The organism is Rhizobium sp. LjRoot30 (genome assembly GCF_964253915.1).
In the GTDB taxonomy this organism is placed as follows: Bacteria; Pseudomonadota; Alphaproteobacteria; order Rhizobiales; family Rhizobiaceae; genus Metarhizobium.
On the sequence record NZ_CAXUSG020000026.1, the window covers coordinates 13,645 to 34,767 of the forward strand.

Here is a 21,123-nt window from a genome sequence, read left to right on the forward strand (position 1 = left end):
GTGCATATGAACGATGAAACCTCCCACCTGACCGCCGGGGCCGTGGCGCTGCTTGCCGAAACGGACGAACGACGGATTCGCGCGATACGATCACGCCGCTGGGTTCTCTACCCTCGCGCAAAGCAGGCACTCGACCGGCTAAGCGCGCTCCTCGACCACCCGCGAGGTACGCGCATGCCCTCGGTCGCGATCTACGGCGACAGCGGCATGGGCAAGACCATGATCATGAAGCAGTTCCGAGACCAGCACCCGCCGCGCTTCCATCCGCTGACGGGCACGTTGAAGACACCTGTCCTGGCCATGGAAATGACCAGCCGCCCGGGCGAGCGACGCTTCTACGCCGAATTGCTTACCCTTCTCGGCGCGCCGCAGCGGCCGCGCGCCGACATTGCCCAGATGGAGCAGGCGGCATTGCGGATCATGGAGGCCATCGGCGTGCAGGTGCTGGTCATTGACGAAGTGCACAACATCCTCGCCGGAACCTATCGCGAGCAGCGCATCGTTCTGAACACGCTGCGCTTCCTCAGCAATCGTCTGCAGATCTCGCTCGTCTGCTTCGGCGTCAACGAGGCGCGGGAGGCCATCAATGGCGACGTTCAGCTTGCGCGCCGGTTCGAGCAGTTCACGTTGAGCCGGTGGGCTGCGAACGAACAGTTCGAGACCCTGGTGGCCTCGATCCTGCGCAACACGCCACTACGTCAGCCTTCGGTACTGACACCGAAATCGCTGCGACGGATCCTGCAGATCACCGAAGGTATCACCGCCAGCATCTTCCACATGATCAACTGCCTGGCCGTCGAAGCCATAGAGAACGGCCGCGAGCACATCAACGACGAAGCAGTTGAGAACTGGGAGCCAGAGTTCGATGCCGAGGCGGCGTTCGCATGAACACTCCGCCACGGCAGTTGCCGGTGTGCTTCCCGCCCTACCCTGACGAGCTTCTGTCGTCCTGGATCGGCCGTCACGCCGCATTTTACGAGGTTCCACCGCTGGTCATGCTTCGGCATTGCCTGCCGGAAGCCTCCTCATTGCGAGCGGCCGATCTCCAACTGAACAGCGATCAGCAAATCCGCCTGGCCAACATGTATGCCACCGAGCCCACCGTGGTGCGTCGGATGACCTTCACAAATGTCGCGCAATCATCGCGCCGCCTCATCGCCGCGCGGCCAATGCAGATCTGCACGAGTTGCAGCCCGGGACATACGGAACCGACATTGATCCTGCGAAGCCAGCTTCCGGGATGGCGCATTACTTGCCCTCTGTGCGGAAACCAGTTCCGGGATGCCGGCGGTCGCGAACTCCCCTCCCCCTTCCGGCAGTGTCGGAGTGCCGCACTTCATGGCCAAGAGCTGCTCGATGATGAAGCCGAACGTGACGTGAAGACATGGGCATCGCCAGCCGGAATTGTACGTCTGCTACTCATGCGAAGAAGGGTGCTACCCTTTCCCCCAGAGAAGGAACTGTGGCGGTTCAGGGTGCTGGGGAAAATCATCCCTGAACTCGACGAACTCCTTGCCGAAGTATCCACCAGCTTTCCAACCCCACAAAATCCGGTATTGCCCTTGCATCTGCGCCCCGCCCTCCTGGCCGGTGTCGCGATGGTGCACGCCGGCGGGGCCGAAATGCTATTCATGCTCCGTCAGTCCACATTCGGCTTTCATCGACACCGTTTCGACCGGGAAGCAATGCCATTTTTCATCAACGCGTCCCGCAACCGGCACTCCACGCAGATGCAGTTAATTTGAGAACGTCGATGCATGCATTCTCATAATTAAATGCCTACTCAGAACAAAACGACCGCATTCTTGCGTTTAAGTGCTAAGCGACACCAACCCTGGCCGAGCGCGAAGACGCTCGATGGCGAGCTGGAAAGAACGAACCTGCACACCTTCCGATTGGCGCGTGTCGAGCGCGTGAGCGGCGAGATCGGGCACTGTGTAGATGGTCGGGTCTCTATCAGGGCGGAAGCCTTTGAGCAGTGAGGCGCGCCGGATCAGACAAGGCAGGCAATAGCCGCAATGTTGGGTGCCAAGCCCCTGCCATCTGCCTTTGGACGCGCAAGACAGCGATGCCGGGGTAAGCCGCCGAAGAAGTGCAGGATTGGCGCACTCCTCGGCCATCTCGCCTTTTGTCCGATCCCAGTAAGGATTTTCAATCCGGCCCGATATGCCGAGCGTACCCAATGCATCGTTCCAGCGGGCGATGTAGAAGGGATGCGTCGTCCGGGTGCTCAAGGCGCCGAGCCGGAGTGGATCAAGCGGCACATTGACGGCGATCAGGCCATTCTCGGGCACCTTCAGCGTGAAGGCCCTTTCAAGTCCGGTGCCGGCGAAGACACCGAGAGCAAAGAAGAGGAAGGATCTTCCCCGTGTGGTGTTCTCTCCAGCCGACCCGCGGATGAAGCCGTCGGGAAACGCCATCCACAGGCGCAGCCGCTCGAAGGATCGGCCGCGATAATGCGCCTTGAGCGCGTCGAAGATCGTCCCCTGCGCATCGCTGGTCGCGCCTTCACCGGCATGGCTGATGAGGAGGGGGGTGCGCCCGGCCTCAAGGGCGTCGATCGCGCCAATCAGGCTATCCAGACCGCCCGAGAATAGAGCCAGATCATCGAATTGAGGGCCGATGAGCCGTGCCGGCGGTGTCGGAGCGACCCTCGCGAAGCGCCCCGGCCGGGCTCGAAATCCTAAAGACCAATGGTCGCCGGTGAGGAAATTCAGTAACCGTTCAAAGGTTAGGGCGGCGGTCCGCCAGCGGTCGGGATCCGAGACGGGGACGATCAAGCGCAACTCCCGAGTCCAGCCGTCTTGCGATTCACTGTCGCGCGAGACGCGGGTGTCGGCGGCATGAACATGCGCCGCCAACACCAGGACATCGACTCCCATCTCCGAGGGAAAGACCCCGAGGCGCGAAAGATCGGCCAAGGCGCGCCCAATTCCATGGCCGAGCGACCGCTCGCCGGCGACGAGATCCAGACGGGTCTCGATCTCGCCGTCACCGAGTGGCATTCGATTGCGGTCGCCCGGGCCATAGTGGCCAGTGATGAGGTGTCGTCTCATGCGCCTTCCGCCTCCACATCGCCCATGATCTGTAGGATTCCGAACGCCTGCTCGTAGATGCGCCCGACAAAGGCCAGCACACGGTCCGGAGTCAGTGCGGCAGCAGCAGCGCGTGCTGTCGTGAGCGCGTCCGCAACGCCGCGCCTGATGAAATCGTTGAGCTGTGCCTGGACGCGCGCTGCTTCCCGGCTGTCGGTCGGCAGCGTCACTGTCTTCGCCCCGATGTCATTGCAGAGCCGGGCTTCGATCGCGTTCGTCGCGTAGAGCTCGAACACAGTCTGCATCTGGTCGGCAGTGAGACCATCGAGGTCTGTGATGCCTGCGCCGGCGAGGTCGGCGATCGTCTCGATGAATGCTTCGCGGGCGATGCCCTCATCGATCGAGCCGCCGTCGGGGCAGACGTAGTCTGCAAGCCCGAGAAAGATCTCCTCAATCGGCCGGCCCGCCAGCCCCTCGAGGTTGAGCGCGCGCAGTGCCTCGGTGGCGCCGCGGGCGACCGCGTCCGACAGGAAGCCAAGAAGCCGGCTTCCGGCGGCGCGCGCCGAGCCCATCCTCGCCGCGGCCGTCCGAGCGCCGCCAGCAGATGAACCCACATAATGGGAGACGGCGCGGCCAAGGCTCCGGCGGTCGTCGCCTCCGGAACCGGCAAAGCGCGAGAAATTGTTGCGTGCGGCCGAAAACCGCGTCGGATCGGCGATGGGTGGAACGGGAGGTCGGACCGGGGGCGCCGGCGGAGCATCGGGCGGAGCGCCGTCAGCGGGGACACCACCATCTGGTGACGCTCCCCCATCGGGTGGCGCGCCGTTGGGGGCAGCCGGCGGCGCACCATCATCGTCAAGCCAACTTGGGACGAGGGGCGTGCCGCCGTTCTGGCCGCCGAACGCGCTCGAGGTACCCATCAGCGCGCTCCCTGGCGGGTGCGCAGCACGCCGTTGGCGGCGGCCCTCAGCATGGGGCCGCCCTCCTTGCCCCATGTTTGTAGCAGGCGATCGAAGCGCTGGACGGCTTCGCCGTCCTTGATCACGCCTTGCCAGCCTCCGCAGACCCATGGGCCGAGCCGGTCGCGAGGCAGCGCATCCAGAAAATCAACGAGTTGACCTTGGAGGGTCGGATGGGCCTTGATCAGTACCGCCAGACCTGCAGCGCCAGCAGGCTCCGTGTCGAATGCGTCAGCGCCAACGATGCGACCACGCACCGCTTCGAAGACCTGCGCTGCTTCCGGTGGCGCGAGCCGCTTGAGATCGGCCTCGAGGCCTTGGACGGCGAACTTACCTCCGAAGAGTTGCTCGACGACAGCCGCCAGGTGCCCGAGAACGGACGCCGCGCCAAAATAATCCTTCCGATCCTTCGCCACAAAAAGGTATGGACGCAGATCCTCGACACCGATCATCGTGGGCACCATCGCCCAAGCCTTGATCGCGGGCGACGAGAGCCATTCGCTGAGTTGCGCACTCTCCGTCGTCGTCACCACTTCGAGTTTGGGCGTTGGCTTCGCACCGTCGCCTTCCTTACCGGGTGATTTCGGCGGCTTCGCCTTTGGCATATCGTCGGCCTTCGCCGTCGCAGCGGCTTCCAGGGCGGCTAGATCGGTGCATTTGCCATCGGGCGCCACCGCCGCAGCGGCGGCGATCTGATCGAATAGCCGGGGAATGAAGCGTTCGGCGAGCATCAGCTTTGCCAAGACCGGAAGTTTCACATCCTCGCCGAACCCGCGTGCCTCGGCCGTGCGCTGGCGCAGGACCAGGGTATTGAGGAAGCGTTTGATCTGGCGCGGATTGCCTTTCGTACCGCTGGCCAGGATCGGTCCGATCTGATCACTGAGCGCCAGGGCGTTGTTTGCCCGAGAGGTCTTCGTGCCGAGGGCGGTCCTGACGGATGCAGAGTCTAGTGCGCCCGAGGTCCAGGGGCGTTTCAGACGCTCTCGCGCGACACCAACTAAACTGTTGAACGCCGGATCGTCTTCGCCAAGTTCGGCGCCCACGAGCAGCAGGGTCACATAGATGCGAGTTTCGGTGTCCCCCAGAGCCGGAATCCGGAAGGGGACCTGAACCAGCTTCTCAAGATAATTGCGCGCATAGGTTTGGGGCCCTGTCGTATCCGGCAGGTCCGGGAAATGCTTGCGCACGGCGTATTCGATCATAGCTTCGTCGGCGGCGACGACAAACGCGGTACGCGATGTGAAGACGAAGAGCCGGACCGCCTCGAGAGTTTCGATGGCGGTGTCCGGGAGACAGCGATCGAGGTCGTCGATCAGGACGACGAGCTGCTCGATACCTGCCTTCTCCAGGAGGTCGTCGAAGGCTTTCCGAAAAGCATTTATCTCTTCGGGAACATTCGCACTCTCGCCGTCCTGTTCTTTCAGGAGTCCCTTCACGCCATCAATCGCTGACTGAACATTGTCCTTGGTGGCGAGCTTCGCGGGATCAGCGAGGAAGCCCTCCAAAGTGCCCACGATCGCGGTGATCTGCTCGGGAGTGGGGATCCCCGTGAAGGCGGTGAAGGCGAGGCCGCCCGCCTTTTTGGCAACTTTGAGCCAGTCGATGCGTCGGAATACGTCCTTTACGGCTTCTCCCGCCCTCGTCAGCGCGGGCCGCTTTTCGATCAACCCCGTGACGATGCCCTCGATCAGAGCAATCTTGGCGTCTTCGAAGCCCTGGAAGCGCCATCCGTTGAAATTGAGGCAGAGGACCTTGGATTCCTTTTCGAAGCCGGCCTCGATCATCTCGAGGACACTGGATTTGCCGGCACCCCAATCGCCATGCACGCCGATCGTTACCGGTTGATCTGGCCGGTCCCGCAGGAGCTTTATGATCGTCGTCGCGATCGCCTCGTTGTTGAGGAGATCGACCTTGGTTTCGTTATCGGTCAGGATCATCGGCTGCCCCCGTGTTGATCGAAAAGTTCCCACGCCGGGATGAAGGGGCGACCCGTTTCGGCAGCCCTGCGCACTTTGCGTTCGAGGACCGCCTTCAGCGGGATCTGACGATCGAGTGCGTCGGAGATGTCGCGGCCATCCATGCAGATGAGCCGCTTGCCCGAACCGAACGCCGCCAGGCCCTCGGTCGTGAAACCGTTGTAGCTCACGAAAAGGCCGCGCGCCCACACGGCCTTCTGGTCGAGCTTACCGTGGAAGACATGGAGGTCGGCGACACCCGTCGGCTGTGAATGCCATTTTGCCTCGAGGAGGTAGGTTTCCTCGCCGAGCAGGAAACTGCCGTCGATCTGCTCGCCGGTGTTGCGGAACGGCTCACGCGCCGTCAGGCCCGCCATGTCGAAGCACCGCCTCAGGAAGGCCTCGAAGGCATAGCCTCGCTCATGGGCTTGCAGCGACTCGACCCGGACGAGTTCGTCGCGCAACTCGGCGAGCAGACGCCAATCGAACGCCGGTCGCGGCGGCGCCCCGCCTGCGTTTGTCGGCTGTCCATCCAGACGGGCCAGAAGCCCTAGATACCGCCCCTCGGCATTCTGTACTGGATCTCCGTGGCCGGTGCGCGCCAGGTGTTCGGCACGATGCTCCCAAAGGGCTTGGAGGGCTCGGACCGCCGTGGCGTCGTCGACCTTTTGAAAGAAGCAGCGCAGTCGCTTGCCTTTCGAGCCGCCGTGCTCAGCATAAATCGGATCGTCGATGTCGACGTCCAACTCAGATGCGAAGAATTCCGAGAAACTCGAATCCGAAAACCCCAGGACGTAACCACGCCCGCGAACGAAGTCGACGAGGTCGTCGATCAGGCGCAGGTCGATAGATCGTAGTGAGCTAATGGCCTTTCCTCCCCAGCGGATCGCCTTGTGCTACTTGTTCGTTGCTTTTTCGAGCGCCGCAATTGTCGCAAGTATCTCGTCGAACGGTGGCGGCCTGTCATCGAACATCATGGGGGCCATTGCCCTGTAGTCGGCGCGGAGGTCCTTGATCCGGTTCTTGTCCGGCAACAGCCGCAGCGTGCCGGGACGAGCGGTGTCGTAACTAGCCCAGCCGGATCGAAAAAAGGTGGCCTTGTGCTTGGCGACCTGCGCGAAAAGCTCGAAATCGGCGGCGGCGGCTTTGCCTTCGTCCGTAGCAAGCAGCATGGCGAGATCGTAATAGTGCCGCGAAAAATATTGTGGGGTAGGAGAGTCGGCAGGGCGATGGGCCTCCGCATGCAATGCCGTCGCCTTCTCCCAGAAGGTGCGGCGGGCCGAGAGAACAACGACAGTTGTGTCGGGGTCCTCGAAGAAGCCGGGATAGTCGTCCGCCGCATAGGGCCGGACCACCCGTTACTCTGTCGGCCAGGGGTCTCCGCGGGCGCCGAGTTCGAGTTTCACCCGTGGGGTGATGTAATCCATGCCCTCGTATTCGGCTGCGGGGAGTGCAGTGGGATAGTGGAAGTTCACCGTCTGCGCGTCAGCGGCATCGATTTCCAGCGACCACTCGCCTCTCGTCGGCTCGCCGAGTTGCTCGACGATCGCTGATCGAAGAGCCGGAAGCAGCTTCTCGGCAATTTGCTGCTCGACATCGCTCACAAGGGCTTCAATGAGTTTGTTCGCCTGCTTCTTACTGATGCCTTCTTTTTCCGGATCGCGGTCACCGGTGTAGCCGAGATCCGCGCGGTCGAAAGAGAGATCGATATCTTCGGAAAACCGGCGGATGGCGCCAAACGCCTTGGAGAGGGAGGTGCCACCCTTAAAGACAAGGGTGGCCGCATCTTTCTCCTGCAGTCCGAAAAGCCGCTTCAAGGTCCAACAGACCCAGAAGTCCTTTTCGATGATCGTATTGACGACTCCTCGGCCAGCGCCCGTTTCGCCAAACAGAGCTGCCCGATCGCCGGCTGAAAGAAGAGCGACCTTATCCATCGATCTCACCCGACGCTGCGTTGGCGATCGACACGAGCGTCGGCCGCATCCAGGCAGGGGCTTGGACCGCAGTGGACGCGAGCGTCTTCTTGTCGCTGGCCGACAGACGACGTGCCGCGACCTGGGCAACGTCGCGGGCACGTACCGCCCCCACGTGACGGAGGGCCTGAACGACCGTGCCAGCAGCGCTCCCCGGAGCGATCAGATGCTTGGGCGAGGCGTGACGCAGATCGACCACGCGCTTGCCCAGCACGACGCGGCGGGAGGGACCATCAGTCAGATACGTGCTCTTTGCCGGAACTTGTGTTGAAAGACCGAGCGCGTTCGCTGCCCGCGCACCCGCAATCTGTACGTGGGATCCAGTCTCACGCGCCAATGCCTGCGCGACATCGTCGGGGATCGGCGAAAGCAGGCCAAGCTGCGGATGGATCTTGGGGAAGTCGTATAGTCCTCGCGCCAAGCGCCGGAGCTTGCCACCCCTGGCCAGACGGGAAAGCGCCTGGTCGACTGCCGCTCGCGCGGCGATGTCCAGGAAATCACTGGGCGTGAAAACGCCGCCGCGGCCGCCAGCGCGGGCGCGCCTCATGATTTGATCCGGTACCGATGCGGCAGCATTGCTCATGTGTCAGAAAATAGGGCATCTTTTTCTGACATTCAAGCGGGGAGTTGCTCAAAGCTCATATTGTGCGTCTTGCTGGAGGCACCGTTGCCGGGCCCACGTGGTCTTATATGCGATGCTGGCGGCGTCCCGTCACGGAATCGGAGTTGGGTGGCGAAGCCCTCGGTGCGGGCGAAGGCGCGAAGCTGAGCACGCATTACGGTGCAGTGGTTCACCGCTTCCATATGTGATGCGATGAGGATCGTTTCCGGCGCAGCCTTGTGGACCGAGAGAACATCGGCCGTGCCCATGATGATGCCGTCATCGAGCCCAACGATCTTCGCATCGCCGGTGTTCAAGATCGCGATCTCTGGCTTATGGGCGGCGAGAACACCTGCGACGTTGTCATCCCAGATCGTGTCGCCGGCCAGGTAGACGGTTTTCATGTCGGGATGCTTGAAGACCACACCGCACACTTCGCCGAGGGGCGCGCCGGCTACCGCATAAGCGGCATCGGTGCCGTGGCGGCCGCCGGTCTTGATGAGTTGCACCCCGTTGAACTGCAACGTGTCGCCGAGAACGCGGACATCGGTGAAGCCCTGCGAGCGGATGGTCCTGGCATCGGCGTCGTTTTGCGCGAAGAGCGGCAAATTCTTCGGCACGAGGTTGCGCGCTGCTTCATCCCAATGATCTTCGTGCAGATGAGTGACGATCACCGCATCCACGTCGAGAATATCCTCGATCGGAAATGGAAGGTGCACGAAAGGGTTGCGCTCCTCGCTGTTCACCGTGCCCTCGAAACCCGGTCATGCGTGGCACCCCGATAGCATCGGGTCGCCGCCTCTTCGATCATGCGCTTGGGCAGGCCGGTGGCGACCGCCCTAGTCATGCCGCCCATTGCCTCTTAATCGCGGCTCGTAAGGCCGCGGGTGAGCAATTCGTAATACTGTTCGGCGAAGGATTTCGCGTGGCGAGGGCCGCCTGGCTTGAACCAGCGCACCATCCAGTTCAACATCGAGAGTACGGAGTGAGATGCGGTCGTCACGTCAGTCTTCGCAAATGTTCCGTCAGCAATACCCTCCCGCAGAATCGTGCGGAGAATATCCTCATACTCACGGCGCTCTTGGTTCGCCTCGGTGATCAGGCTGGGATTGGCCATCCCGCCGTAGCCCACCAGCATGCAGACGAAACCCCAATAATTCTCTTCGAAAAATGCCGCATGCGCCATCATGAACGCGCGAAGTTTCTGATCAGCGCCTGTGGACGCTTCGACCGCACTGCTGACATGCTTGATCAGCCCGTCGAGCGTACGAACGATGATTGCGTCATAGATCGCCTGCTTGGTGCTGAAATAGTGATAGACCGCCGCCTTGGATACACCAAGCCTCACAGCGACGTCGTTGAGAGTGCTCTTATCATAGCCGCCGCCTCCGAAAAGCTCCGCGGCTTCGTCGAGGATTCGATCCCGAGCGTTTTCAAGAACTGGCGGGCGGCCCATTCGGGGTTTTGCATTCGGCTTTGGACTCATATGGCCTCTGGTGTTCCCGCATAGGGAAGAAGGGGTATACTGCGTGCTATCATAATCGCGCGCCCGGACAAAGCGGCCAAGCGGTCAAAAAATGCGGATCCCTGTTGAATGGGACGTCCCGCGCCGTATCTGATGACGCTTATTTACTTACCGGCCAAACAGTATATTAATTGCGGTTATACGCGCTGCGGTGTGATTCACGCCGTGAGAAACAAGTCTCGTGCATCGATAATCGGGAGAGCACGCCGTTATGAAAATCCTTGTGCCGGTCAAACGTGTGGTCGACTACAATGTAAAGATCCGTGTCAAGCCAGATGGCACTGGCGTCGAGCTTGCCAACGTGAAGATGTCGATGAACCCGTTCGACGAGATTTCCGTCGAAGAGGCGTTGCGCCTGAAGGAGGCGGGCAAGGCTGGGGAAGTGGTCGTCGTGTCGATCGGCCCGGCCAAGGCTGAAGAAACGCTGCGCACCGCGCTCGCCATGGGCGCCGACCGCGCCGTCCTCGTCGAGACCGATGAGACGATGGAGCCGCTGGCCGTCGCCAAGATCTTGAGGGGCGTCGCCGATGCTGAAAAGCCCGGCCTGATCATCGTCGGCAAGCAGGCGATCGATGACGACTCGAACCAGACAGGCCAGATGCTTGCAGCCCTGCTCGGCACGGCGCAGGCGACCTTCGCCTCCAAGATCGAGCTTTCCTCCGACAGGGCAACCGTAACCCGCGAAGTTGATGGCGGCCTGCAGACGGTGGAAGTGAAGCTTCCGGCCGTCGTCACCAGCGACCTGCGCCTCAACGAGCCGCGCTACGCTTCGCTGCCGAACATCATGAAGGCCAAAAAGAAGCCGCTCGACAGGAAAAGCCCGGCCGATTTCGGCGTTGAGACTAGCCCGCGCCTCAAGGTGCTGAAGACCGAAGAGCCGGGCGGCCGCAAGGCCGGCATCAAGGTGAAGACGGTCGAGGAACTGGTCGGCGCATTGAAGACCGCCGGCATACTCTGAGCGATAAGGACGAGGATTACTCACATGGCCATTCTTCTTCTCGCAGAACACGACAATGCCAACTTGAACGATCAGACCGCCAAGGCGCTCTCCGCTGCCGCCAAGATCGGCGGCGACGTGCATGTTCTGGTAGCCGGTTCGGGCGCCAAGGCTGCGGCTGACGCTGCTGCCAAGCTTGCTGGCGTCTCTAAGGTGTTGCTCGCCGACGATGCGGGCCTTGCCAATAACCTTGCGGAACCGCTGGCAGCGCTGATCGTCTCACTCGCCGGTTCCTATGACGTGATCATCGCGGCTGCGACCGCCTCCGCCAAGAACGTCATGCCGCGCGTCGCAGCTCTGCTCGACGTCGCGCAGGTCTCGGAAATCATCGAAGTGGTTTCCGCCGACACGTTCAAGCGCCCGATCTATGCTGGCAACGCCATCCAGACCGTGCAGGCAACCGATGCCACGAAGGTGATCACAGTTCGCGCCGCTTCGTTCTCTCCTGCCTCCCAAGGCAACCAGGCTGCTGTCGAGAGCGTCTCGGCAGCAGCCAATTCAAGCCTCTCAACGTTCGTCTCGGAGGCCTTAACCTCATCGGAGCGCCCCGAACTGACGTCTGCCAAGATTATCATATCCGGCGGCCGTGCGCTCGGCTCGTCTGAGAAATTCCAGGAGGTCATCTTGCCGGTGGCCGACAAGCTCGGCGCAGCCGTCGGCGCAAGCCGCGCTGCCGTCGATGCCGGTTACGCTCCCAACGACTGGCAAGTCGGGCAGACCGGTAAAGTAGTAGCACCGGACCTCTACATCGCGGCGGGCATATCCGGGGCCATCCAACATCTGGCCGGCATGAAGGATTCAAAGGTCATCGTTGCAATCAACAAGGACGAGGAGGCGCCTATCTTCCAGGTCGCCGACTACGGGCTTGTTGCAGATCTCTTCGAGGCACTGCCATCCTTGCTGAAGCAGATCTGAAATCTAGGCTCCCAACCGTTGGAGCTACTGGCGCTACGCTCTGTCGCTCTCTCCGTTTTTCGAATTTGCCGGACACCGTTAGGCCGTCCGGCCGAGCGGAAGGGCGCAGCGGCTCAACTTGCTGCCTTTGATATCTCTCCTTTTCGGGCGAACCCGAGGCTACAACGCTATCCAAATTACTCGATCACGATTGAGGGGCGTGCCCACGATTCTCCCGTTGACGTCAATTTGCTGGCAGCATGCGCAGTTCCGTCGACCCTCATCGTCGTGTGGTTGACCATAAGGTCGATCCATAAACGCCACCAGACTCCGCTACTGCGACCGATAATCAGCCAAGATATAAGAAATTGAACCTCTAGCACGATCGACAATCCGCCTACGTATTTACTTACCGGCCAAACAGTATATAAATGGCCACAGAGTGCCAATAACCGGCACGCTTCAATAGGCAGGGAAAATATGGCTCTCGACGCTGACATCATGAATGAACTGGTCAACACGGTCGCGCGCTTCGTGCGCGACCGGCTGCGCCCGCTTGAGGAGCAGGTCGCGGATGACGACGCCGTTCCAGCTGAGATCAAGAAGGAAATTGCAGAGCTCGGCCTGTTCGGCCTCACTATCCCGGAGGAGTTCGGTGGTCTCGGTCTCAACATGGAAGAGGAGGTCCGGATTGCGCTGGAGCTTGGCAAGACGTCTCCGGCCTTCCGCTCGCTCATCGGGACGAATAACGGTATTGGTTCGCTGGGCCTCATCATTGATGGTACCGAAGAGCAGAAGCAACGTTATCTTCCGCGCCTCGCAACTGGCGAGCTGATTAGCTCGTTTGCGCTGACGGAGCCGGAGGCCGGTTCAGATGCCGCCTCCCTTCGCACCACGGCCAAACGCACGGAAGACGGCTACGTCATCAACGGTACGAAGCGCTTTATCACGAACGCGCCTCATGCCGGTCTATTCACCGTGTTCGCGCGAACCGATGCATCGCAACCCGGAGCACGCGGTGTTTCCGCGTTCCTCGTCGAAGCCGGTACGCCCGGCCTGTCTCTCGGTCCGATCGATCGCAAGATGGGCCAGAAAGGTTCGCACACTTCGGACGTGATCCTTGAAGACTGCCGGGTTCCTTTCGATGCCCTTCTTGGCGGCGTGGAAAATCAGGGCTTCCGCACTGCAATGAAGACGCTTGATCGCGGACGCCTGCATATTTCTTCGATCTGCGTTGCGATGGCAGAGCGTTTGATCGAAGACAGCTTGCGCTATGCCATGGACCGCAAACAGTTTGGCCAGCCCATCGCTGAGTTTCAGCTGGTTCAGGCCATGCTCGCAGATAGCCGCAGTGAGGCGTATGCCGCGCGCTGCATGGTTATGGAGACGGCTCGCAAGCGGGATGCAGGCGAAGATGTTACGACGGACGCCGCTTGCTGCAAAATGTTCGCCAGCGAGATGGTCGGCCGCGTTGCAGATCGCGCGGTCCAGATCCATGGTGGTGCGGGCTACATGGCTGAATACGGGATCGAACGTTTCTATCGTGATGCCCGGCTCTTCCGCATTTACGAAGGCACTACCCAGATCCAGCAGATCGTGATCGCCAAGAACATGATCAAAGCAGCCTCCTAACGGCGCTCGATCTCGCGCTGCACCGTGGCTGAGAGCCTAGTGCAGCGCCCGAAAATGCAACAAACATGGAGCCGCTGGAATGTCATCAAACGGAGCCGCCGAGGTACTGAACCCCAATCTTCTGGTCACGAGGGAAGTGGTAGACGGGGTGGCGATATTGATCCTCGACAACCCGCCTGTCAATGCTCTGTCACGAGACCTCCGAGAAGCGATCCGACACGAGATCGCCGCTCTGTCGACCGACGAGAATGTCACCGCAATCGTCCTTATGGGCGGGAACGGTACGTTCATAGCCGGCGCAGATCTTCGCGAATTCGGTAAGCCGCTCTCAAATCCAACGCTGCCCGATGTCATCGAGACCATCGAATCCTGCCCAAAGCCGGTTATCGCAGCTATCTCGGGTTCGGCTCTTGGCGGTGGTTATGAAATCGCACTCGCCTGCGATGGTAGAGTTGCAGACGATCGGTCCTCGGTTGGCCTTCCCGAGGGTACCTTCGGTATTATCCCAGGTGCCGGCGGAACGGTTCGCTTGCCGCGCCTTACTGACGCTGTTACGGCGCTGGAAATGATCACCTCGTGCCGACCGGTCAAAGCTTCAGAAGCAAAGAGACTTGGTCTGGTAGACGAAGTCGTCACAGATCTGCGCGAAGGCGCCATCTCGTTTGCGAGGAATTTTGGGGCCAGGAAGAATTGCCTGCGCGATTTGCCGCCGAAGCCCTACGATCAGGATGCCTTTGATGCCGCTGTGAAGGCGACTTTGAAGCGTGGAAAAGGTCGCCCATACGTCTTCGAACAGGCCGAAGCCATCTGGCGCGCCGTCAGTGCGCCGTTCGATGACGCGCTCAGTGAGGCTCGCGCGGCATTCAGTAGACTTCGCGATTCTGATGAATCTGCCGCGCTGAGACATCTGTTTTTTGCCGAACGGCAAGCCGCGCGTATCGAGGGCCTGGATAGTGTCGCCCCAATCGAGGTCCGTACGGTCGCCATCGTCGGGGCGGGAACCATGGGGTCTGGCATTGCTACCGCTTTTCTCGCTGCCGGCTTTCCGGTGAAATTGACTGATTTCAAGCCAGAAGTTTTGGATAGCGCAAGAGAGAGGATCCAGGGTTTCCTTTCGCGGGCGACAAATCCGGCTCCGCTCACGCTGGTCTCGAGCGTGGAAGAGCTTGGTGATTGCGACCTCGTATTGGAAGCGGTCTTTGAAAACATGGAAGTAAAGACCGACCTTATGCGACTGTTCGACCGTGTCGCGAAGCCCGGTGCTATTCTTGCCAGCAACACCTCTTATCTGGACCTCGACGAGATCGCGGCGGCCACCAGCAGGCCCGAGGCGGTGGTTGGCCTTCACTTCTTTGCTCCCGCACACATCATGAAGCTGTTGGAAGTCGTGCGAGGCCGCAACACGGCACCCGAAATCCTGCGAGGCGCTCTCGCGCTCGGAAAAAAGCTGCGCAAGGTCGCCGTCGTCTCAGGTGTTGGCGAAGGCTTTATCGGCAATCGCATTTATAACGCGTACCGCGCGCAGAGCGAGGCAATGCTCATCGATGGCTGCTATCCGAAAGACGTCGATAGTGCCATCGAAGCTTTGGGCTTTGCTATGGGACCGTTCGCCGTTTCCGATATGTCAGGCCTGGACATTGCCTGGGCAAACCGTAAGCGCAAACAGGAAGTAACTGGCGACAAAAGCAAAGACGTTCCTGTCCTGGAGTGGCTGGTTGCCGGCGGAAGATTGGGACGTAAAACGGGGGCGGGCTGGTACCACTACGAAGATGGAAAGTCTGCCCCTGATTCAGAAGTGTGTGCGCTGATCGAGAAGGCGCGCGGAGCTCGCGGCGTAACCCCGAGATCGCTTGACCAGGATGAAATCCAGCAACGCGCACTCGCAGCGATCGTGAACGAAGCTCTTCTTGTCCTTGAGGACGGAATTGCCTCGCGAGCACCCGACATCGATCTGGTCCTTATCAATGGATACGGCTTCCCCAGGCATCTGGGAGGACCACTTTTCTGGGCCAAGCAGCAGCCCAGGAACCGGCTTCAAAAAGATCTCGAAACAGTAGCGGCGGGCGGCAGACGCGGAAACGTCTCCCTGCTCGACGACGACGCATAGAATTGGAGGATTACGTGCCAGACGCTTTCATTTGCGCCTATATCCGGACACCTATCGGCCGGTTCGGCGGATCACTCTCATCTGTCCGCGCGGACGACCTTGGGGCAATTCCTCTCAAAGCACTGATCGCTGAATATTCGGCAATCGACTTTGCCGCGGTCAACGAGGTCATTTTCGGTTGTGCAAATCAGGCGGGGGAAGACAATCGCAACGTTGCGCGCATGTCTTCTCTTTTGGCGGGCCTTCCTTTCAGTGTTCCCGGTACGACCGTAAATCGCCTGTGTGGCTCCGGCATGGATGCAACCATCATAGGCGCGCGCGCCATCGCCGCTGGCGAAGCCGATCTCGTTATTACGGGTGGGGTCGAGAGTATGAGCCGGGCGCCGTTCGTGCTTCCCAAGGCTGAGAGCGCATTTTCGCGCAGCGCGGAGATACACGATACGACGATCGGTTGGCGCTTTGTAAATCCCCTCATGAAGAAACAGCATGGCGTCGATTCAATGCCGGAAACGGCAGAAAACGTGGCCACCGATTTCAACATCTCCCGCGAGGATCAGGATGCGTTCGCGGTTTCCTCGCAAGCAAAGGCGGCAACCGCGCAGGCAAACGGTCGCTTTGCGAAGGAAATTACTCCCGTCAGCACTCCCCAAAGGAAGGGCGACGCGCTGCTCATCGACAAGGACGAACACCCACGCGCGACAGATCTCGCTACGCTGGCAATGCTGCGACCAATCGTGCGTGACGGCGGCACGGTCACGGCCGGCAATGCCTCGGGCGTGAACGACGGTGCAGCTGCCATCATTCTTGCATCGGAGAAAGCAGCAAAGCAGCACGGTCTGACGCCCATTGCCCGCGTTCTAGGCGGCGCCACTGCAGGCGTTCCGCCACGCATCATGGGCATGGGCCCTGCTCCTGCATCGAAGAAGCTCATGAGCCGGCTCGGCATGCGCCAAGAGCAATTCGACGTCATCGAGCTGAACGAGGCCTTCGCTTCCCAAAGCATCGCAACCCTGCGTGATCTCGGGATCGAAGATGGCGATCCTCGCGTTAATCCGAATGGTGGCGCAATCGCTCTTGGTCATCCGCTAGGAATGTCCGGAGCGAGAATTGCAGGTACCGCAGCGCTGGAACTTACCCTAAGCGGTGGACAATTCGCCTTGGCAACGATGTGCATCGGCGTCGGTCAAGGCATTGCGATCGCGCTTGAAAGGGTCTGAACCCCATTGAGACGGCATCAGAATATCGCCGTCTCAATTGACATCAACCGGACACATATATACTGTTTGGCCGGTAAGTAATGCGCCACGCCGTTGGGCGCAGGCCGCGGGGAGGCGGCTAGAAATGCGGTTGCAAACCGCGTTGCGTAAGCCCCGCGTCCATCGAATTCGTATCACGCTGTCGCTATTTGGCGAAGGCAAATCGCGACGAACATGCTGTCGCCACAAGAGGGTCATTACGAACATGAGCGCTGCACTCAAGGGTGTCAAAGTCTTGGATCTTTCTCGCGTGCTTGCGGGGCCATGGGCAACGATGACGCTTGGAGATCTCGGCGCGGACGTCCTGAAAATCGAGCAGCCCGGCACTGGTGACGACACGCGCACCTGGATGCCGCCAGCAGTTGAGGGTGTCTCGACCTACTATCTCGGCGCCAATCGCAACAAGAAAAGTGTTGCGATTGATATTGGCAAGCCGGAAGGACGCGAAATCATCATCGAGCTTGCGAAACAGAGCGATATTCTTATCGAGAATTTTCGCCCAGCCTCACTTAAGAAATTTAAGCTGACCTACGAGGATCTCAAAGAGATCAATCCGCGGCTCATCTTTTGCTCCATCTCCGGCTATGGCCGCGGCCACGAGTTCGAGGAGCGGCCCGGGTATGACTTTATCATCCAGGCTGAATCCGGCTTTATGTCGATCACGGGCGAACAGGAGGGGCAGCCGATGCGTCTCGGCGTCGCCTTCATTGACCTCATTTCTGGTATGAACGCCGTCCAAGCCATCTTGGCCGCGCTCTACATGCGCGAGCGTACCGGAGAGGGACAATGGCTCGACATCAGCTTGACTGACAGCGCTCAGTTCATGCTGGCAAATGTCGCCTCCGGCCATCTGAACACCGGTAACGAAGCGAAGCGCTATGGTAATGCGCACCCGAGCATCGTGCCTTACCAGCTCTTCGATACCGTCGATGGACGGATCGCGCTGGCGGTTGGAAACGATGAGCAGTTCAGGCGCTTCTGCGGTATCCTGGGCCGATCGGAACTCGCGACTGACGCCCGGTTTGCCACAAACCGGGGAAGGACCGAAAACCGGACGGTTTTGCTCCCAATCCTCGAAGACGCGATCCGCGAACGCCCGCTTGCTGAATTCCTGGCTCAGTTGCGCGCGGTAGGCGTTCCGGCCGGAGAACTGCGCACGGTCAGCCAGGCTTTCAACAGCGACATCGCCAAGATCCGTGAAACGGTTGTCTCCGTTCCATCAGAAAGAATCGGAACGTTTCGATCGGTTCGCAGCCCTCTTCGCATGTCAAAAAGTCCCTTCAATCCTCCCTCGATCCCGCCGGAAGTAGGAGAGCACACCGAAGTCGTTCTCAAAGCCGAGCTCGGCTTCAGTGACGAAAAGATCGATCAGCTGCGAACTGCCGGTGCGATCGCATGCTGGAACTCGGCGCAGCGGGAATGAAGAAGACGGAGAGCGCTCCCGCCAGGCGTCAAGGCCGACCGCCAACGATGGAAAATGCGCGCGAGCGGATTTTGGACGTCGCAGCGGAGCTCTTTGCAAGAGACGGCTACGAAAAGGCGTCGCTTGGGAATTTGGCGGACTCGGTTGGCATCACAAAGGCGGCTATCTACCACTACTACCCCAACAAGAAAGAGATCTACGAAGCAATTGCGTATTCCAATGAAACCGGACAGGAATTCCGATCTTTAACCGGACGCTTATTCCAGCGTTATACCGGACGCGGTTCCGAGGCTAAGCCGGACGGCCGCAATGTCTCTGGGTCGTGGTTTATCAATGTCGGCGTATATCGGCTCGGTCAAGCCTGAGTTGCATCCTCGGCTGACAGGCTTCGATGTTTGCGCAGGCTCTCGCCAGAAAGTTCGATGCGATAGGCGTTGTGAACAAGGCGATCCAACACGGCATCAGCGATCGTGGGATTGCCGATCATATCGTACCAGTGGTCCACAGGGATTTGGCTGGTAACGATGGTCGAGCGCTGCTCGTAGCGATCTTCGACAATCTCCAGGAGATCGCGTCGTTGCTCGTCGCTGAGCTTCTCCGGTCCCCAATCGTCCAGGATCAGGAGATCGGTTTTGGCCAGACTCTTGAGCATCTTTGCGTAGCGACCGTCACCTCGTGCCAGGGCGAGCGCGGCAAATAGCCGTGGTACGCGGTGATAGGCGACGGCAAGATCCTCCCGGCATGCCTTGTGACCGAGAGCGCAAGCCAGCCAACTTTTGCCGACGCCGGCCGGCCCGATCATTAGCAAGGAATGCCGCTGTCTGATCCAGTCGCAGTTGGAAAGCTTGAGGAAGAGGTTGCGATCGAGACCACGCGCTGCGCGGAAATCGGTATTCTCGATCTGGGCGTCATGGCGCAGCCTGGCGGCACGAGCTCTGGCTTCGAAGCGCTTCTGGCGACGCGAGGTCTGTTCCCGTTCGAGCAGGATCGCAAGCCATTCGCCGTGCTGGAGGCTTCTCGCTTCCGGTTGCATCTCCAGTTCCTGGAAGGCGGAAGCCATGCCGGAAAGGCCGAGTTGGCGCAGCGTGTCTACAGTGGGATTGGTCAGCATTCTTGATTGTCTCCTTAATGAAAGTAGGCTTTGCCGCGAAGATTGGCATGCTCGCCGACGGCGGCAGGTTCGGCGGAATGTCGTGGTGCCTTGTAGGTGCTGATGAGCGCGCTGATGCTTTTGCAGGTCAGTCCGCCGATCTCGACGGCACGGGCAGAAACCGCCTCGGCCTGCACCGTAGGAATTGTCCGGTAGAGCTTCAGCACGCCGAGGCAGGTTCGAAAGCCTTGTTCGGGATGAGGACGGCTGGCCAGGATAGCGATGATCAGCCCTTCGGTCTGAGGCCCAATGGAGGCGCCCCAGCGCTGGAACCTTGCAGGCGACCATTCGGCATAGCGCCGGTGCGAGCTGGGCATATGGTCAGGATCGGTTCCGTGGCGGGAACCACCGTAACGGCGTTGGTGGGCTGCGATCCTCTTGCCCTTGAAGAAGACCTCGATCGTGCGGCTCGTGGCCCGGACATCGACCTGCTGGCGGATGAGCGTATGGGGCACGGAGTAGAAATAATGCTCGAACTCGACGTGGTAGTCGGTCGAGACCCGCGCCAGCTTCCACTCGGCGTACTCGTAGTTCTCTGCCGGAAGAGCCGCGAGCGCCGGGCGTTCCATGGTCTCGAACATCTCCTGGCGGGTTTGGCCCAAACGCTTCATGACGTGCGTGTTGATCCGCTTGACGGCATCCCGGATGGCAGCGTTAGCTTCCTCCAGTGAGAAGAAGGTCTGGTTGCGCAGTCGACCGAGGATGCAGCTTTGGGCGAAACGTACGCCGGCCTCGACTTTTGGCTTGTCTTTCGGCCGCTTCGGTCGCGCCGGAAGCACGCCGACGCCGTAATGGGCAGCCATCCTGCCGAAGCTGCGGTTGATCTCCGGATCGTAGAAGCTCGCCTTGTTGACGCCGGACTTCAAATTATCCGGAACGATAAGGCGCGGCACGCCGCCGAAGAAGGCGAACATGCGCACGTGCGAGCCGATCCAGTCCGGCAGGGTCTGGGTCCAGGTGGCTTCTGCAAAGGCATAGCTCGATGCGCCGAGCACGCCGACAAAGATCTCCGCCTCGCGGATCTCGCCCGTCTTGCGATCGACGATCGGCAGCTTCTTGCCGGAATAATCGACGAACACCTTGTCGCCAGCAATGTGGACCTGCCGCATCGTTGGCGTCAGACGCCGCTCAAAGCCGCGGAACAGGTCGCAGAACCGGCTGAAACCGTAGCCATCAGGATGAATGGCCCGGTATTCCTCCCACAGGATCGTCAGCGTCACGCCGGGCTTCTTCAGCTCGACCGCAACGACGCTCCAATCGGGCTCTGGTAGTCGCCGCACCCCTTGTTTGGTGCCTTGCCGGGCGAAAAGTTTGCCTTCCAGGACGTCGTCAGTCAGATCGGCAGGCAAAGGCCAGGATAGTCCTGCCGTCGCAGCTCGCCCGATCCCGTCCTGCACCGTGCTGCGGGCAATCCCGAGCAGATCGGCAATATCGCGAACGCTCACGCCGTCTGATCGCAGTCGAAGCAAATGTCGTAGTTGTCTCATGGTCAGCCTTCGTCTCTTCGACATGCCATCTCCTCACGTTCAAAAGGAAATGCATGCCAAGGTTGCTGACCCAAGGGCACTGCTTATGTTGAAAAACTGTCCGGTATCAAATCGGAATCGCGTCCGGTT

Annotated in this window: 18 protein-coding genes and 1 pseudogene; 9 read left to right on the forward strand and 10 right to left on the reverse strand. The window is 60.4% G+C overall.

The features are described from left to right. The first annotated feature begins 6 nt into the window (after positions 1-6). Both ACSQ3I_RS26930 and ACSQ3I_RS26935 read left to right on the forward strand, forming a co-directional pair. Positions 7-888: a TniB family NTP-binding protein gene (locus ACSQ3I_RS26930; RefSeq protein ID WP_436004068.1), complete on the forward strand. Its 882-nt coding sequence runs from the start codon at positions 7-9 to the stop codon at positions 886-888. Further along, positions 885-1,745, forward strand: coding sequence for a TniQ family protein (locus tag ACSQ3I_RS26935; protein WP_436004070.1), 861 nt, complete (start codon positions 885-887; stop codon positions 1,743-1,745). Before ACSQ3I_RS26930 ends, ACSQ3I_RS26935 begins: the two co-directional genes overlap by 4 nt. A gap of 66 nt (positions 1,746-1,811) precedes the next feature. Here ACSQ3I_RS26935 and qatC read toward each other — a convergent pair whose 3' ends face one another. From qatC to ACSQ3I_RS26975, 8 genes and pseudogenes are all read right to left on the reverse strand, one after another. Further along, entirely contained in the window at positions 1,812-3,056 is a 1,245-nt protein-coding gene (qatC, locus tag ACSQ3I_RS26940; protein ID WP_436004072.1) for a Qat anti-phage system QueC-like protein QatC, read from the reverse strand. Next, positions 3,053-4,030, reverse strand: coding sequence for a Qat anti-phage system associated protein QatB (qatB, locus tag ACSQ3I_RS26945; RefSeq protein ID WP_436004074.1), 978 nt, complete (start codon positions 4,028-4,030; stop codon positions 3,053-3,055). Before qatB ends, qatC begins: the two co-directional genes overlap by 4 nt. Beyond that, positions 3,955-5,931, reverse strand: a complete 1,977-nt coding sequence (qatA, locus tag ACSQ3I_RS26950) for a Qat anti-phage system ATPase QatA (protein WP_436004076.1) — start codon at positions 5,929-5,931, stop codon at positions 3,955-3,957. The genes qatB and qatA overlap by 76 nt, the downstream gene beginning before the upstream one ends. Continuing rightward, positions 5,928-6,695 (reverse strand): restriction endonuclease, encoded by a 768-nt coding sequence (locus ACSQ3I_RS26955; protein WP_436004078.1) that lies wholly within the window; start codon positions 6,693-6,695, stop codon positions 5,928-5,930. Before ACSQ3I_RS26955 ends, qatA begins: the two co-directional genes overlap by 4 nt. Before the next feature lie 150 nt (positions 6,696-6,845). Beyond that, positions 6,846-7,883 (reverse strand): annotated as a pseudogene (locus tag ACSQ3I_RS26960) (nucleotidyl transferase AbiEii/AbiGii toxin family protein). Further along, on the reverse strand, positions 7,876-8,469 hold the full coding sequence (locus ACSQ3I_RS26965) for a DUF6088 family protein (RefSeq protein ID WP_436004080.1): 594 nt from the start codon (positions 8,467-8,469) through the stop codon (positions 7,876-7,878). Before ACSQ3I_RS26965 ends, ACSQ3I_RS26960 begins: the two are co-directional and overlap by 8 nt. A gap of 68 nt (positions 8,470-8,537) precedes the next feature. Then, positions 8,538-9,269: an MBL fold metallo-hydrolase gene (locus ACSQ3I_RS26970; RefSeq protein ID WP_436004082.1), complete on the reverse strand. Its 732-nt coding sequence runs from the start codon at positions 9,267-9,269 to the stop codon at positions 8,538-8,540. A 116-nt stretch (positions 9,270-9,385) separates the two neighbouring features. Continuing rightward, on the reverse strand, positions 9,386-9,979 hold the full coding sequence (locus tag ACSQ3I_RS26975) for a TetR/AcrR family transcriptional regulator (protein ID WP_436004084.1): 594 nt from the start codon (positions 9,977-9,979) through the stop codon (positions 9,386-9,388). Between the two features lie 280 nt (positions 9,980-10,259). Here ACSQ3I_RS26975 and ACSQ3I_RS26980 point away from each other — a divergent pair, with 280 nt between their 5' ends. The 7 genes from ACSQ3I_RS26980 (at position 10,260) to ACSQ3I_RS27010 (ending at position 18,722) form a co-directional block, all read left to right on the forward strand. After that, entirely contained in the window at positions 10,260-11,006 is a 747-nt protein-coding gene (locus ACSQ3I_RS26980; protein ID WP_436004086.1) for an electron transfer flavoprotein subunit beta/FixA family protein, read from the forward strand. Between the two features lie 24 nt (positions 11,007-11,030). Beyond that, positions 11,031-11,960, forward strand: coding sequence for an electron transfer flavoprotein subunit alpha/FixB family protein (locus ACSQ3I_RS26985; protein ID WP_436004088.1), 930 nt, complete (start codon positions 11,031-11,033; stop codon positions 11,958-11,960). Positions 11,961-12,419: 459 nt separating this feature from the next. Then, positions 12,420-13,571, forward strand: coding sequence for an acyl-CoA dehydrogenase family protein (locus ACSQ3I_RS26990; protein ID WP_436004090.1), 1,152 nt, complete (start codon positions 12,420-12,422; stop codon positions 13,569-13,571). Between the two features lie 79 nt (positions 13,572-13,650). After that, positions 13,651-15,678: a 3-hydroxyacyl-CoA dehydrogenase NAD-binding domain-containing protein gene (locus ACSQ3I_RS26995; RefSeq protein ID WP_436004092.1), complete on the forward strand. Its 2,028-nt coding sequence runs from the start codon at positions 13,651-13,653 to the stop codon at positions 15,676-15,678. A gap of 14 nt (positions 15,679-15,692) precedes the next feature. Further along, a complete protein-coding gene (gene pcaF / locus ACSQ3I_RS27000; protein WP_436004094.1) occupies positions 15,693-16,895 on the forward strand; it encodes a 3-oxoadipyl-CoA thiolase in 1,203 nt (400 codons plus the stop codon). Positions 16,896-17,139: 244 nt separating this feature from the next. Further along, on the forward strand, positions 17,140-18,357 hold the full coding sequence (locus ACSQ3I_RS27005; protein WP_436004096.1) for a CaiB/BaiF CoA transferase family protein: 1,218 nt from the start codon (positions 17,140-17,142) through the stop codon (positions 18,355-18,357). Beyond that, entirely contained in the window at positions 18,330-18,722 is a 393-nt protein-coding gene (locus tag ACSQ3I_RS27010) for a TetR/AcrR family transcriptional regulator (RefSeq protein WP_436004098.1), read from the forward strand. The genes ACSQ3I_RS27005 and ACSQ3I_RS27010 overlap by 28 nt, the downstream gene beginning before the upstream one ends. Here the strand turns inward: ACSQ3I_RS27010 and istB are convergent. Continuing rightward, a complete protein-coding gene (gene istB / locus ACSQ3I_RS27015; RefSeq protein ID WP_436004100.1) occupies positions 18,713-19,468 on the reverse strand; it encodes an IS21-like element helper ATPase IstB in 756 nt (251 codons plus the stop codon). The genes ACSQ3I_RS27010 and istB overlap by 10 nt on opposite strands. A 14-nt stretch (positions 19,469-19,482) precedes the next feature. Then, the gene (istA, locus tag ACSQ3I_RS27020; RefSeq protein ID WP_436004102.1) at positions 19,483-21,018 is read right to left on the reverse strand and encodes an IS21 family transposase; all 1,536 of its coding nucleotides are present in this window, start codon (positions 21,016-21,018) and stop codon (positions 19,483-19,485) included. Positions 21,019-21,123 lie beyond the last annotated feature (105 nt).